We start from the raw sequence: 13,996 nt of genomic DNA, 5'->3' as shown, positions 1-13,996 counted from the left end.
TACGGCAGCGGGACTACGGCCTCTTCAGAAACACGAACTCCGTGTCGTCATAAACCCGCCGCTCCAATTCTTCGTAACCCTCAGGCGTCACGAAATGCGCGGCCTTCGCCTCCTCCACCACGAGCAGCGCGCCCGGCGTGAGCCAGCCGCCATCGCGCAAGCTCGCCAGCGCCTTCTCGGCAAAACCCTTGCCATAGGGTGGATCGAGGAACACCAGCGAGAAGGGCTCGACGGGATGCGCGGGACCTAGATCGGTCGCATCGCGGCGATAGACTTTTGTGACGCCACCTAGGCCAAGCGCTTCGACGTTATTGCGGAGCACCGCGCGGGCCTCGGCGCCAGTATCGACGAACAGCGTGAACTTCGCGCCGCGCGACGACGCCTCGATGCCGAGCGCGCCGGTGCCGGCGAAGAGATCGAGCACGCGCGCGTCCTCAATCGGATCGTCATAGGCGTGCACGAGGATGTTGAACACGGACTCGCGCAGGCGGTCCGCCGTGGGGCGGATGTCACGCGAGGACGGTGAGGCGAGATTGCGCCCCTTCAAACGACCGCCGACGACGCGCAACTAGTCCTCCTGCGGCTTCAAATCGCGCTTGCCGTGATAGCCGCGCTTGGGGCGGCGCGGCGGGCCATAGCCGCTTGCTTCCAACTCGTTGCGCTCGCGCGCCTCCTCGCTGCCAGTACGCTGCACCAGCACGCGGCGGCCCTTGCGGTCGTTGATCACGGCGCGCTTCATCGGCTTCTTCGGTGCGTCGTCGTCGCGCGTAGCGGATTTTGCGGGCACGTCGAACTCGGCGCCCGACTTCTCGATCACGTTGTCGCCGAGCTGGTCGCGCAGCACGCGCGACTTGATCTCCTCGACTTGGCCCTCGGGAATCTCGCCGAGCTGGAATGGGCCGTAGGAGACGCGAATCAGCCGGTTCACCTCGAGCCCGAGATGGGCGCAGACGTTGCGCACCTCGCGGTTCTTGCCCTCGCGGATCGCGAACACCAGCCAGACATTGGCGCCTTGGTCCCGCTCCAACGTCGCTTCGATCGGACCGTATTTGACGCCCTCGATTTCGATACCGTGCTTGAGCTCGTCGAGCTGGGCCTGGGTGACGTCGCCATGGGCGCGGACACGGTAGCGGCGCAGCCAGCCGGTGTCGGGCAGCTCAAGCGTACGCGCGAGGCCACCGTCATTGGTCAGCAGCAACAGGCCCTCGGTATTGAAGTCGAGCCGGCCGACGCTGATCAGGCGCGGCAGACCTTCGGGCAAATTGTCGAACACGGTCGGACGCCCCTCGGGGTCGTCATGCGTCGTCATCAATCCGCGCGGCTTGTGATAGAGGAACAGCCGCGTCCGCTCGCGCGGCGGCAACGGCTTGCCGTCGACCGCGACCACGTCGTTCTGCGTCACGTCGAGCGCGGGCGAGTTGATCACCCGGCCGTTGACGGTGACGCGGCCCTGCGTGACCATCTCCTCGGCGTCGCGGCGCGAAGCGAGGCCCGCGCGCGCCAGCACTTTTGCGATGCGCTCGCCGGCCTTCTTCGGCTTCGGCGCGTCTTCACGGCGCGGCCGCCCCTCGAAGTCGCGATCGCGCTCGCGATAGGCACCGCGGCCGCCAAAGGCGGGGCGCTTCTCGAAGATCCTGCTGTCGTCCTCGTTCGCGCGGCGCGGACGATCACGAGAATGACCTTCACTGCGCGGGTGCTCGTGCCAGTCGGAGCGGCCCTCGGAGCGCTCGCGTGGACGAGCGAATTTCGGGCGGTCACCACCGCGCCCGCCACGTTCGCCATCGCTGTCACGGCGGGGCCGGTCGAACTTTGCGCGATCCTCGCGTGGCCGGTCGAATTTGGGCCGCTCACGAAATGGACGATCGCCGCCCGATGCACGATCGTCACGCGATCGCGAGAACCGCGGGCGATCATCCCCGCGGCCGCCTTCGCGGCGGTCGTCACGCTTCTGCCAGGGCTTCTCTTCGCCGCGATCACGGCCGCTGAAGTTTTTGCCAAAATCCTTGCGCGGGCGATCGCCGCGCGGACGATCGTCGCGCTTCTGCCACGGCTTTGAATCGGCGCGATCTCCGCGGTCGCGCTCGGGTCCGCCTCGCGAAAACTTCCGCTCGCCCTCGAACTTGCGTTCCGGACGGTCGCCGCGCGGAGCGTAAGGACGCTTGTCGCCAAATTTCTTCTCGCCGGTGCGGCCGGCCGGGCGGGAATCGTCGCGATCACGGCCGCGCGGCGGACGGTCGTCACGCCCATAGGACGGGCGATCACCGCGCGGCCCAGACGACCGCTTCTCGCCATCGCGCGAAGGGCGATCGGAAAACGGACGGTCGCCACGCGGCTTGAAGCTGCGCTCGCCGCGGCCCTCTCCGCCGCGGTCGTCGCGCTTGAAGCGCGGACGGTCGCTGAAATCGCGGCGCGGCGCATCGCCCTCCTCGCGGCGGCGAAGCGGGCGGCCCTCACGCCCCTCGCGAGGCGGACGGCTGTCGCGGTCGCCCTTGCTCTCGAAGCTGCGCTTGGCGAATTTCTTGTCCGGTCCCCGGGGCTTGCCGGTACGGCCCGTGGACGGGCCACGATCACGCCGGCCGCGGGAATCATTGTCTTTGTCGCTGTCGCGAGGCATGAATAATCTCACTCAGAGGTAGCCAGAAAGCATTGTGCGCGCTCGTTCCGAGCCGCATGCTCAGGCAAAATCGGTATCCACTCTTGCTGAAGGCGGAGCTAGTAGCAGGTTTCTGGCGATGATACGAGGCATGAAAGCCCCTTCTTTCATGGATTTGGCGCTCAAGACGGCCGAAAATGCCGGAAAATCGGGCGAAGTTCCGATCGGATGCGTCGTGGTCCGCAATTACGAGGTCATCGCCACCGCCGCCAATCGGACGCTGACCGATTATGACCCGACGGCTCATGCCGAGATCATTGCGCTGCGCGAGGCGGCGAAGAAGATCGGCAGCGAGCGCCTCGTCGACTGCGACCTTTACGTGACGCTGGAGCCCTGCACCATGTGTGCGGGCGCGATCTCCTTTGCAAGAGTGAGACGGCTCTATTACGGCGCCACCGACCCGAAGGGCGGCGCGGTCGAGTCCGGCGTGCGGTTCTTTGCTTCCCCGACCTGCCATCATGCGCCGGACGTCTATTCCGGCGTCGGCGAGAGCGAGGCGGCGCGGCTGCTGCGGGAGTTCTTTCGCGAGCGGCGCTAATCCGCGAGGAAGAACTTGCGCAACGCCCTCGCGGTGGCGTCCGGGTTCTCCTCGGTGAGGAAGTGGCCGGAATCCACCGGCATGCCCGCGACATTCGTGGCCCATTGCGTCCAGGTGTCGAGCGGGGTGGCGGCGGCCTGGGCGATGCCGGCATTGCCCCACAGCGCCAGCATGGGAATGGTGATCTTCTTGCCGGCCTCGAAATCAGCCTTGTCGAGGTCGTAGTCGAAATAGGCGCCGGCGCGATAGTCTTCGCACATCGCATGCACCCGGGCGGGATCGCGGAACGGGGCGAGGTAGTGCTCGAGCGCGCGCTCGTCGATCGCCTCCAACGTCTTCGACTTGGTCTGGCTCGCCATCTTGAAGCGCAGGAAGAACTCGCCATTGCTCGCGATCAGGGTCTCGGGCAGCGGATAGGGCTGCGCCAGGAAGGTCCAGTGGTAGATCTTCAGCGCGTAGGCGCGGTTCATTCGCTCCCAGTAATTGTAGGTCGGCAGAATATCGAGCACGGCCAGGCGCGACAGCCGGCCGGGATGGTCGAGCGCGAGGCGGTAGGCGACGCGGCCGCCGCGGTCGTGGCCGGCGAGCGCGAAATGGACATGGCCGAGGCGCTCCATCACCTCGACCATAGCTTTAGCCATGGCGCGCTTGCTGTAGGGGATATGCAGCGCATCGCTGGCGGGCATGTCGGACCAGCCATAGCCCGGCAGGTCGGCAATGATCAGCGTGAACCTGTCGGCCAACTGCGGCGCGACGCGGTGCCACATCACATGGGTCTCGGAGAAGCCATGGAGGAGCAGAAGCGGCGGCCCGCTGCCGCCGACGCGGGCGAAGATGCGGCCGAAGGAGGTATCGATCCATTCGGCAGCAAAGCCCGGATAGAGATCGGCGAGGTCGGACATCTTCTTGCATCCTTATTGGTCAGTCCCGGGGGGCGGCCGACAACGTAAATTGTCGAAAACAACCCCATGCACAGTAGCGGTATTATCGGCGGGGCAGCTAACCCCAACCGCTGATTACACATATCTGGATTGTCGATGTGGCGGCGCGGTGGCACCAAAGCTTCGAGCTGCCGTCCGGAAGACGAGCTATGTCTTGCTATTCTTGGCCTTCTCCGCTTCCACCGCCTGCCAGCCGATGTCGCGGCGGCAGAAGCCTTCCGGCCAGTCGATACGGTCGACGGCCTGATAGGCACGGCCTTGCGCCTCGGTCACGGTCTTGCCGAGCGCGCAGACATTGAGCACGCGGCCGCCATTGGCGAGGATCGCGTCATCTTTCGCCACGGTGCCGGCGTGGAAGATCTCGACGGTGTCGACCTTGGCGGCGTCATCGAGCCCCCGGATGCGCGTGCCCTTCTGGTAGTCGCCCGGATAGCCCTTCGCCGCTATCACAACGGTGATCGCGGATTCCGGATGCCAGCGCAGATCGAAATTCTTCAGCTGCCCGTCACAGGCTGCCAGGAAGGCGGGCACGATGTCGCTCATCATGCGCAGCATCAGCACCTGGCACTCGGGATCGCCGAAGCGGACATTGAACTCGAACAGTTTGGGACCCTGCGTCGTCAGCATGATCCCGGCATAGAGCACGCCGCGAAACGGCGTGCCGCGCTGCTTCATGCCTGATACCGTCGGCAGGATGATCTTTGCCATGATCGCGTCGTGAATCGCAGGCGTGACCAGCGGCGTCGGCGAATAGGCGCCCATGCCGCCGGTGTTGGGGCCGACATCATGGTCGAACACGCGCTTGTGGTCCTGGGCGGAAGCCAGCGGGATCGCGGTCTCGCCGTCGCACAGCGCGAAGAAGCTGATCTCGCGGCCGGCCAGAAATTCCTCGATCACGACTTCAGCGCCGGCCTCGCCGAACGCCCCCTCGAACATCATGGCGATAGCGTCCTCGGCTTCGCGCACGGTCTTGGCGACCACGACGCCCTTGCCGGCGGCCAGCCCATCGGCCTTGACCACGATTGGCGCGCCCTGGCTCTGCACGTAAGCGCGCGCGTCCTCGGCATTGGTGAATCGCTCATAGGCACCGGTCGGGATGCCGAATTCGGTGCAGAGCGCCTTGGTGAACCCCTTGGAGCTCTCGAGCTGGGCGGCCGCCTTGCTAGGCCCGAACGCCTTGATGCCGGCGGCGGTGAGGTCGTCGACGATGCCGGCCGCCAGCGGCGTCTCCGGGCCGACCACCACGAGCTCGACCGCGTTCTTTTTGCAGAACTCGATCACCGCGGCGTGGTCGGCGACATCGAGCGCCACGCACTCCGCCTCCCGCGCAATGCCGGCATTGCCGGGCGCGCACCAGAATTTGGTCACCAGAGGGGAGGCTGCGATCTTCCATGCCAGGGCATGTTCGCGGCCGCCGGAACCGAGCAGGAGAATGTGCATCGATGGCTCAGAAAATGGGGTGGGCTTGCGGCGTCGGTCGCACGAATCGCGGTCGGTCTCAAGGGGGCTGGCCCCCGTACTCCCGCCATTCCAGGCCGCCGCGTAGAGCCGCTCTTACCCTCCCCTGGAGGGCCCCCTCCAGGGGAGGGTAAGAGTTCGCGCCAGCTTCGGACGATCAGACCTGCTTCCCCGCGATGATCTCCTGCAACGTCGCGACATGCCGCGCGAAGGCGCCGCGGCCGACGGCGGTTGCGGTGACCGTGGTCTGCGGCTTCTTGCCGACGAAGGCCTTGTCGACGGAAACGTACCCCGCCTTGGCCAAGGTCTCGATATGTGCGCCGAGATTGCCGTCGGTGGCGCCGGTGAGCTTCTTCAGCCGCGCGAATTCCAGGCCGGTCGACTGCGGCAGCGCGTTCAGCGCCGCCATGATCTTCAGCCGCAGCGGCTGGTGGATGATGTCGTCGAGCTCGGCCAATTCTAGCTCCGCCGCATCCAGAGGCCGCCGATGATTAGACCGCCGCCATTGACGAACGCCATCCAGAGCGGAAACGCCTCACCGATGTAGAAGAAGCCGATCAACGTCAGCGCCGAAATGCCGAGACCAATCGCAACGAAGGCGTAACCGAACCAGAGACCCGCCAGCGCGTAGAACAGCATGAAGTAGAGCGGCCAGAACGCACCCAACTGGCGTGGCCCGAAATGGCCGATCACATTGGTACAGAGATAACCGAAGGCGAAGAACAACACGAACACCAGGAGCAGCCTGATGCCGAAGGCCGCACCATGCGGGTGATGTGGTGGATTGAACAAGCGAAGCGCAACCAGACCGCCGACGCCCATGACGTCTACGGCAACCCAGGCATAGACTGCGTAGACCGGCCAGAGCCAGGTCACGACATTCCCTGCAAAGACCAACACGCCCCACCACACGGCAGCGATGCTCGCCAGGTCATAGAGCTGCGATTGCTTCACGCGCCGGACGATGTCGTCGATATCGGCCAGCGCCGCGGACGCCTCCTTGCTGTCGATCATGACTGCCCTGCCCCGCGCGTCGCCACATCTTCGGCGATCGCGGAGACGGCCTTTGGATTGGTGACGATGCCCATGTGGTTGATGCCGTCGATGATCTTGACGTCAACCGATGGCTTCACCGCCTGCACGGCTTCCGCATATTTGTCCGAGATCATCATTTCGTCCTCGGCGCCGCCGAAGATCGTGATCGGGCGTGTCGTTGCCGGTAGATCGATGCGGTAGCCGCGCGTCGCGAAATTGCGCATCAGGCGGTCGGAATAGGTCGAGGTGAGGTATTTCGCCGAACTCGCCGGCACGGCCAAGGCCAGCACCGGAAGCTGCGAACAGCAGTCGATCCCGAGCCTGCGCAGCGCGGTCAGGCCGAGGAAGCGTGGGAGGTCCATGTTGGCCCAGCCGCCGGCCTTCGGCCTGTTGGTCGGCGCGTCATAGCCGAGATAGGGCGCGAGCAGCACGGTGCGGACGAACATGTCCTGCATGATCGGTGTCGCGGCAACGCGCAGCGAGAAGCCGGCGCCGGCGGAATGGCCGATCAGGATCAGCGGCAGATCAGGTGCGTTCCTGCGGACATGAGCGACGAAGTCGACGAGGTCGTCTTCGAGCTGGCCGACATAGCCGATGTCGCCGCGCGTGCCGGAGCCGCCATGGCCGCGGATGTCCAGCGCCCAGGTCTCCACCCCGCGCGCGGCGATCGCATGGGTCAGCGCGTGATTGACGGTGCCGCTGGAGCCGGAGGAGCCATGGATGAAAATCGCGCCGCGGCCCGTCTCCGGGCCTTTCGGCGCATAGTGGCGATAACCGATCCAGGTGCCATCGCGGGCCTGAAAGCGTTCGAGCGGTGGCAACGTGGACCAGTCGATGCCTTTGGCTGAATCCGAGACCGATCGCATCTCGGGCGGCCGCTCCAGCGGCGTTGCGATCATGGCGCCCAGGATCAGCGCCACGCCGCCGACGGCACACAAGGCCCATTTCAGGCCGGTCAAAACGCCGCGCAGCAGCCGGATCGCCATGGCTCATCTCCCGAAACTCATCAAACAATAGATAACTCTATATCACAGAGTACTCTCCCGATCAATATCCGGATTGGCGCCGGGGCGCGAAAATCCTTAACGTCGGGTCTGACCCCAAAATGCCGAATCGTTTGCTAGATGCCGCCTGCGGAACAACTGCTCAACGCGCCCGAATTCACCGTCTCCGAGCTCTCGCTGTCCCTGAAGCGGACGGTCGAGGACGCCTTTGGCCATGTCCGGGTCCGCGGCGAGATCTCCGGCTTTCGCGGGGCGCACTCCTCCGGCCATTGCTATTTCGCGCTCAAGGACGAGAGCGCCAAGATCGAGGCGGTGATCTGGAAGGGCGTGCACAGCCGCATGCGGTTCAAGCCCCAGGAGGGGCTCGAGGTCATCGCCACCGGCAAGCTCACCACCTATCCGGGCTCTTCCAAATACCAGATCGTCATCGAGGCGCTGGAGCCGGCCGGCATCGGCGCGCTGATGGCGCTGATGGAGGAGCGCAAGAAGAAGCTCGCCGCCGAAGGCTTGTTCGACGAGGCCCGCAAGCAGCTGCTGCCCTGGCTGCCGGAGGTGATCGGCGTCGTGACGTCGCCGACCGGCGCGGTCATCCGCGACATCCTGCATCGGCTGGAGGATCGCTTTCCGCGCCGCGTGCTGGTGTGGCCGGTCAAGGTGCAGGGCGAAGGCTCGGCCGAGCAGGTCGCGGCCGCGATCCGCGGCTTCAACGCGCTGCCCGAAGGCGGCAGGATTCCGCGACCCGATGTCCTGATCGTCGCGCGCGGCGGCGGCTCGCTGGAGGATCTCTGGTCGTTCAACGAGGAGATCGTGGTGCGCGCGGCGGCCGACAGCATGATCCCGCTGATCTCGGCGGTCGGGCACGAGACCGACATCACGCTGATCGATTTCGTCGCCGACAAGCGCGCGCCGACGCCGACGGCGGCGGCCGAGATGGCGGTGCCGGTGCGCAGCGACTTGTTCGTCGAGGTCGCCGATCTCGCCCGCCGCACCCGCGCCTGCTGGCAGCGCGGCCATGAAAACCGCCGCAACGAGCTGCGCGCGGCCGCGCGCGCGCTGCCGGCGGCCGGCGACCTGCTCGCGATCCCGCGGCAGCGGCTGGACTCGGCGGGCGCGTCCCTGCCCCGTGGCCTCAAGGCCAACACGCACGCGCATTTCCGCAGGTTTACGGCCGCCAGCGCCAAGCTGACGCTGCGGGTGCTGCACGGCCAGATCGCGCAGGCCGATCACCGCCTCACTGTTTGCGGCGAGCGGCTCGGCCTCTCCGCGCGCTCGCTGCTGCGGCGGCGGCGCGACCACTTTGCCGGGCTCGAGCTTCGCCTGCGCGCCTCAAAGCTCTCCAACGCGCAGGCCCAGCGCAACGCGATTCTCCGCCAGCGCGAGCGCACGCATCGGCTGTCCGAGCGCGCGCAACGCGCGCTCGTCACCCTGCTGCAACGGCTCGATGCGCGTGTCGCGAACAGCGGCAAGCTGCTCTCCGCGCTATCCTACCGCAGCGTGCTCGCGCGCGGCTTTGCATTGGTGCGCGATGAAACCGGCCACCCCCTGCATGCGGCCGACAGCGTCGGACCGAATGCGCGGCTCGAGATCGAATTTGCCGATGGCCGCGTGGCCGCGACTGCGGATGCGGACCGCCCGGCGCCTGCGGCGAAGCGCGCCCCGGCGCAACAGAAGCCGGCCGCACAGGAGACAAAGCCCGCGCCGAAGCGCGTGGCCAAACCGGTGGATCAGGGTAGCCTATTTTAGGCGCGGGTCTCGGTGTCATTCCCCGCGGATGCGGGGAAGCCAGTACGCCGCGGCTTGTCGGTGAATCACAGACGTCTCGGCGTACTGGGGCGCCCAAGCCGGGCGATGACAGAGAGTGTGTAGGAACCAGCGTAGCCACAAGCTCGTCATTGCGAGGAGCGAAGCGACGAAGCAATCCAGAATCCCTCCGTGGAGAGACTCTGGATTGCTTCGCTGCGCTCGCAATGACGGAGCATGTGGAGGTATTACGGCTCTACCTACACGACAACCCCGCGTCGATCGTGGTCCAGAAGCCGCAATGTTCCGGCACGAGCTGTGGCGCGCCGGCGTGGGCTTCAAACAGGAAGATCGCGACGGTGAAGACGATCAGGGCGGAGGCGAACAGGACGATACGGCTACGCATATGACACGCGTTTAGTCGACATCGTGGTCGAATGATGGCATGGCCATGTGCTGAAAAACGGCGCCGCGCGCGATCCGTAGATGCCGGTCGGCCATCATGGTCCGTACAGGGCGGTGGTCGATGCGACGCTGTCCGCCTGATGTTGTTCCTCGGGCGGCCCCGCTTCCAGATTTGTGGTCCGCATGAGCGCCGCGATCTGCGGGACCGACCTCCCCGAATGTCGCTTCGCTCGTTCGGGCTACGGCGCCGCGATCACCGCGCCAGCCATTCCGCGACGTCCTTCTGCGATTCCGCGCGGGCCTGCATATCGGTGCCGAGATGACCATGCTCGGGCGCGGCTACGTCGGTGCCGCCGGCGGCTGCGTGCAGTGGCGTGTTGGCGCGGTCGAAATCGTGATAAGCGCCGGGATAGACCACGATGCGCGCAAGCGCGCTGCGGCCGCGCGCGCCATCCACCATCTGGCGGCAGGCCGGCGGCGACGAGACGTCGTCATTGGCGCCGATCAGCACCAGGGTCGGCACCCGCGTGCTCCAGCCGAGGCCGGCGGAGATCCGGCAATCGGGATAGAAGGCGACCGCGGCACGGAAATCCGGGTCCAGATCGCGGGCGGCACTCTGCGGCCGCACCGCCCAGAGCAGCGCGCTGGCGCCGTTGGCCCAGCCGATCAGGCTGACGCGGTCGCGCGCCACCCAGTTCTGCTTCATCAGCCAGGCGCGTGACGCCGCGATGTCGGTGACGCGTTCACGGCGCGCCTTAACGTGCATCTCCTTGACGCGACATTGCGGCCCGAGCTCGCGCGAGCCGTAGCTGTCAGGCAGCAGCACCGCATTGCCGGCCCTCAGCAGCCGCTCCGCCCAGTCGCGATAGCGCGGCAGGACGGAATCGGAATGGCCACTGAGCCCGCCGCAGCCGTGCAGCGCGATCACGGCCGGAAAAGGCCCCTCGCCCTCGGGCTTGTAGAGCTGCGCATGCAGGACGCCCGACGACAGCGGGATGTCGACCTGCTGCGGCACCGGCGCGGCGTGCGCGGCCGACGTCAGGAGCGTCAGGAACAGGGCGGTCAGTCGAAGGCGCATCGGACCCTGCGTCAAGATCCTTCGTCCAAGCACTATCACGCGGAAACGGCGCCAAAACATCACAAACCGGTGGGTTTACCGGGCGGACAAGCCACCCTATCTATGCTACATCCAGCCCGACACATTATGCCCTCCAAGGTTTTCCACGGAGAGGCCTTCCACGGAGACTTTCGACCGTGCTGAACAAGTTCGGCCCCTCGGGCCATGGCGAAGCGCAGGTGCAATATCTTGACGGCGATTTCCGCGTGATCTCGCCGGGCACCTATGTGCGTTGTGCCATCACCGACGCGCGCATCCCGCTCGACGAACTGAAGTACTGGAGTGTGGATCTGCAAGAAGCCTACGCCACGCCTGCCGCCGTGCTCCAGCGGCATTTCCCCGGCGTGCCGAAGCCGCAGGCCTAAGGCCCCGCCCGCGCGTCTATTGCTGCTCCCGGCCATCCGCGCCCACACACGTCTTGATGAAAGTCTTGCGGGCCTCGCCGACGATCTTCTGATCAACCGCCTGCTTGAGGCAGTCGACCCGCGCCTGCGCCATGCAGAGCTGCATCTGGTCGCGTTTGTCCTGTCCCTTCAGATTTTGCGCCGTGGCGAGGCACGTGACGCGCTTGGTCGCGGGAACCGGCACCGCACTTGTCGGATTCGCCGGAGCGGCGGCAGGCGGCGGCGAGGAGGTCTGAGCAAGCGCGGGCAAAACCGGCAGACATGCGAGGCTGGCGACAAAGATCGCGGATCGCAATTTCATCGAATTCTCCTGATCGGAGCTATATCGATAGCGCACGGCCATGAATGTCGGCTGAATGTCAGCTGATGTCTAAAATTGTCTCGCTCCCGTTGGGCCTCATTTAAGTCGGTCTGCACCACATTGTGGCGGGAAAAAGTGGCAGGCGGGCAGAAGCGCATGGACCCTCGGAGACTTTGCAGCCGTTCGTTCGATGCATCATCGTGCCCAGCGGATCATGCTCGTCGGCGCGGACGCACGATTAGCCTGCTTCAACGATTCGCCCGAGATCAGTCGGGCAGCTATGTGCTCATTTCGGCGCTGCTGATGCCGGTCCTGGTCGGCACCGCGGGCCTCGGCACGGAAGTCGGCTGGTGGTACTACAAACACAAGAATATGCAGAGCGCGGCTGACTCGGGCGCGGTCAGCGCTGCGACAGCGGCGAGTGCGGGCACCGACCCCTTGTCCGAAGCCAAGGCGGTGACGGCAAACTACGGTTACGCGAACGGGTCGAACAACGTCACGGTCACGGTGAACCAGCCACCGAAGACAGGCAATCATGCTTCGAATTCGCAGGCCATCGAAGTCATCGTGAGTCAGCCGCAGCAGCGGCTGCTATCAGCCTTGTTCGGCTCGGATCCTGTGCTCATAACCGCACGCTCTGTCGCCCTGCCAAATTCCGGGACAGGCTGCGTACTTGCGCTCAACTCGAGCGCAAGTCCCGCCGTCAACGTCAGCGGCGGCAACCAGCTCAACCTGATCAAGTGCAACCTTTACAGCAACTCGAGTGCAAGTCCCTCGCTCAACGTTGCCGGCAGCGCCTCCGTCGCTGCAAATCAGGTCGGAGTGGTTGGCGACGTCTCCGGCGCGAGCAGCATCACGGCGAGCAACGGTATCAAGACGCACATATCGCCCGTCGCCGACCCCTACGCCAACGTTTCTCCCCCCGCGAGGCCGAGTTGCACCAACGCCAAGATTACGGTCAACGCCAACGGAAAAACGAACTCGCTCGACCCCGGCTGCTACATGGGCAGCATTACGGTCAATGCCGGCGCAGTCCTGAATCTGAGTCCAGGCATCTATTATCTGGACGGGGCCAACTTGAGCGTCGCTGGAAACGCCACAATCGCGGGCAGCGGCGTGACCCTGGTGTTTACAGGCTCGGGAAGCGACTGGGGCACCGCTTCGATCGGCAGCAACGCGACCATCAACCTGACGGCACCAACCAGCGGCCCCACGAAAGGCATCGTCATGTACGGCGACCGCAATATGCCGGCCGGGACTGCTTTCAATCTCACCGGTGGCAGCACACAGAATTTCGGCGGCGCCATCTATCTGCCAAAGGCCAATCTCAGCTTCAGCGGCGGCAACGGCACGAGCACATCCTGCACCAAGATCATCGCGGACACGCTGACGTTCAGCGGCACGTCGAACCTCCAGGTCAATTGCACCGCGCTCGGCACCGCGACCATAGGTTCGCAAACCGCACAGCTCATCGAATGAGGTTTGGGTCAATGCAAATTCAGAGCGTCTCATCCAGGCGCCGTCGTCGGTTGCTTGATTCTCTAACAGGGCACGTGCGCGCTGCTGTCAGCGACAAACGCGGCGTTGCGGCCGCCGAATTCGGCATCTTGATCCCGGTGCTGTCCCTGATGGTCGTTTCCGTAACGGACATCGGGCTTGCACTGTATCGCAAGATGCAGGTCGAAAATGCCGCACAAGCGGGAGCGCAATACGCAATTGCGCGCGGCTTTAACGCGAGCGGCATTTCGAACGCCGTAAGAAGTGCCACCAGCGCCACGGACATCACCGCCTCACCTCCGCCGGTCCAATTTTGCGGATGCCCAACGAGTGCAGGTGTCAGCACTGTCACCTGCGGGACGGTTTGCACCGGCGGCGCGCAGGCTGGAACGTATACGACGGTCTCGGCGCGGGCGACGTACTATACCATCATCGATTACCAGATTGTGGCGGCCACATACACTTACAGCGCGCAATCCACTGCGAGGCTGCAGTGAAACTCGCGGCACTATGGCAAGACAATCGAGGCGCATCCGCGCTGGAATTTGCGCTGACCGCTCCGGCGTTCTTCCTGTTCATATTTGGGATCATCGAATGCGGGCTGCTGTTCTGGACTCAGCTGGGAATCCAGCATGGGAGCGAAATGGCAGCGCGTTGCGCAACCGTCAACAGCACGCTCTGCCCAAGCAGCAGTGCCATCACCAGTTACGCTGCGCAGCAGGCGTTCGGCCTCACGCTCCCTGCGGAGACATTCACCTTTTCTGCGTCAGCATGCGGCAACGAGGTCAGCGCGAGTTATGCATTCACGTTCCCGCAGATTCTCAACCTCTCTCCGGTGACGCTGACCGCCCGGGCATGCTTTCCGAGTTGAGGTCGTGGGAGACAAGAGCGCAGCCACCTGCA

16 protein-coding genes are annotated in these 13,996 nt (G+C 65.2%); 6 read left to right on the top strand and 10 right to left on the bottom strand.

Annotated features, from left to right (window positions below; all coding sequences use genetic code 11):
- Window positions 1-13: 13 nt before the first annotated feature.
- Window positions 14-568 carry a 16S rRNA (guanine(966)-N(2))-methyltransferase RsmD gene (rsmD, locus tag IVA78_RS10120; RefSeq protein ID WP_247277576.1) on the bottom strand — a complete coding sequence of 185 codons (555 nt, stop codon included), beginning with the start codon at window positions 566-568 and terminating at the stop codon, window positions 14-16.
- Entirely contained in the window at window positions 569-2,614 is a 2,046-nt protein-coding gene (locus tag IVA78_RS10115; protein ID WP_247277577.1) for a pseudouridine synthase, read from the bottom strand.
- Between the two features lie 118 nt (window positions 2,615-2,732).
- Between IVA78_RS10115 and IVA78_RS10110 the strand changes: the two genes are divergently transcribed.
- On the top strand, window positions 2,733-3,191 hold the full coding sequence (locus IVA78_RS10110; protein WP_247277578.1) for a nucleoside deaminase: 459 nt from the start codon (window positions 2,733-2,735) through the stop codon (window positions 3,189-3,191).
- Here the strand turns inward: IVA78_RS10110 and IVA78_RS10105 are convergent.
- The 5 genes from IVA78_RS10105 to IVA78_RS10085 all read right to left on the bottom strand — a co-directional run bounded on the left by IVA78_RS10105 (window position 3,188) and on the right by IVA78_RS10085 (window position 7,611).
- Complete coding sequence (locus IVA78_RS10105; protein ID WP_247277579.1) at window positions 3,188-4,093, bottom strand: alpha/beta hydrolase; 906 nt, start codon at window positions 4,091-4,093, stop codon at window positions 3,188-3,190. The two genes, IVA78_RS10110 and IVA78_RS10105, sit on opposite strands and share 4 nt — an antisense overlap.
- Before the next feature lie 186 nt (window positions 4,094-4,279).
- Window positions 4,280-5,572, bottom strand: a complete 1,293-nt coding sequence (purD, locus tag IVA78_RS10100; RefSeq protein WP_247277580.1) for a phosphoribosylamine--glycine ligase — start codon at window positions 5,570-5,572, stop codon at window positions 4,280-4,282.
- Window positions 5,573-5,747: 175 nt separating this feature from the next.
- Window positions 5,748-6,047, bottom strand: coding sequence for a transcriptional regulator (locus IVA78_RS10095; protein ID WP_247277581.1), 300 nt, complete (start codon window positions 6,045-6,047; stop codon window positions 5,748-5,750).
- Between the two features lie 2 nt (window positions 6,048-6,049).
- The gene (locus tag IVA78_RS10090) at window positions 6,050-6,604 is read right to left on the bottom strand and encodes a hypothetical protein (protein ID WP_247277582.1); all 555 of its coding nucleotides are present in this window, start codon (window positions 6,602-6,604) and stop codon (window positions 6,050-6,052) included.
- Window positions 6,601-7,611 carry an alpha/beta hydrolase gene (locus IVA78_RS10085; protein WP_247277583.1) on the bottom strand — a complete coding sequence of 337 codons (1,011 nt, stop codon included), beginning with the start codon at window positions 7,609-7,611 and terminating at the stop codon, window positions 6,601-6,603. Before IVA78_RS10085 ends, IVA78_RS10090 begins: the two co-directional genes overlap by 4 nt.
- Window positions 7,612-7,749: 138 nt before the next feature.
- On the opposite strand from IVA78_RS10085, the gene xseA reads away from it, so the two are divergent.
- On the top strand, window positions 7,750-9,372 hold the full coding sequence (gene xseA / locus IVA78_RS10080) for an exodeoxyribonuclease VII large subunit (protein ID WP_247277584.1): 1,623 nt from the start codon (window positions 7,750-7,752) through the stop codon (window positions 9,370-9,372).
- Window positions 9,373-9,625: 253 nt separating this feature from the next.
- Here the strand turns inward: xseA and IVA78_RS10075 are convergent, their stop codons facing one another.
- The gene (locus IVA78_RS10075) at window positions 9,626-9,775 is read right to left on the bottom strand and encodes a hypothetical protein (RefSeq protein ID WP_247277585.1); all 150 of its coding nucleotides are present in this window, start codon (window positions 9,773-9,775) and stop codon (window positions 9,626-9,628) included.
- Between the two features lie 252 nt (window positions 9,776-10,027).
- Window positions 10,028-10,852 carry a dienelactone hydrolase family protein gene (locus tag IVA78_RS10070; RefSeq protein ID WP_247277586.1) on the bottom strand — a complete coding sequence of 275 codons (825 nt, stop codon included), beginning with the start codon at window positions 10,850-10,852 and terminating at the stop codon, window positions 10,028-10,030.
- Window positions 10,853-11,028: 176 nt separating this feature from the next.
- Here IVA78_RS10070 and IVA78_RS10065 point away from each other — a divergent pair, with 176 nt between their 5' ends.
- A complete protein-coding gene (locus IVA78_RS10065; RefSeq protein ID WP_247277587.1) occupies window positions 11,029-11,256 on the top strand; it encodes a DUF2093 domain-containing protein in 228 nt (75 codons plus the stop codon).
- Window positions 11,257-11,272: 16 nt separating this feature from the next.
- Here the strand turns inward: IVA78_RS10065 and IVA78_RS10060 are convergent, their stop codons facing one another.
- On the bottom strand, window positions 11,273-11,596 hold the full coding sequence (locus IVA78_RS10060; RefSeq protein ID WP_247277755.1) for a hypothetical protein: 324 nt from the start codon (window positions 11,594-11,596) through the stop codon (window positions 11,273-11,275).
- A gap of 156 nt (window positions 11,597-11,752) precedes the next feature.
- On the opposite strand from IVA78_RS10060, the gene IVA78_RS10055 reads away from it, so the two are divergent.
- The 3 genes from IVA78_RS10055 to IVA78_RS10045 are packed head-to-tail and all read left to right on the top strand — an operon-like array spanning window position 11,753 to window position 13,964.
- Window positions 11,753-13,075 (top strand): pilus assembly protein TadG-related protein, encoded by a 1,323-nt coding sequence (locus IVA78_RS10055; RefSeq protein ID WP_256464546.1) that lies wholly within the window; start codon window positions 11,753-11,755, stop codon window positions 13,073-13,075.
- 11 nt (window positions 13,076-13,086) lie between these two features.
- A complete protein-coding gene (locus IVA78_RS10050; protein WP_247277589.1) occupies window positions 13,087-13,590 on the top strand; it encodes a TadE/TadG family type IV pilus assembly protein in 504 nt (167 codons plus the stop codon).
- Window positions 13,587-13,964, top strand: a complete 378-nt coding sequence (locus IVA78_RS10045) for a TadE/TadG family type IV pilus assembly protein (RefSeq protein WP_247277590.1) — start codon at window positions 13,587-13,589, stop codon at window positions 13,962-13,964. Before IVA78_RS10050 ends, IVA78_RS10045 begins: the two co-directional genes overlap by 4 nt.
- Window positions 13,965-13,996 lie beyond the last annotated feature (32 nt).

The sequence above is a fragment of the Bradyrhizobium sp. 137 genome (assembly GCF_023074095.1).
Taxonomy (GTDB): domain Bacteria; phylum Pseudomonadota; class Alphaproteobacteria; order Rhizobiales; family Xanthobacteraceae; genus Bradyrhizobium.
This window is presented reverse-complemented; position numbering and strand designations above follow the sequence as displayed.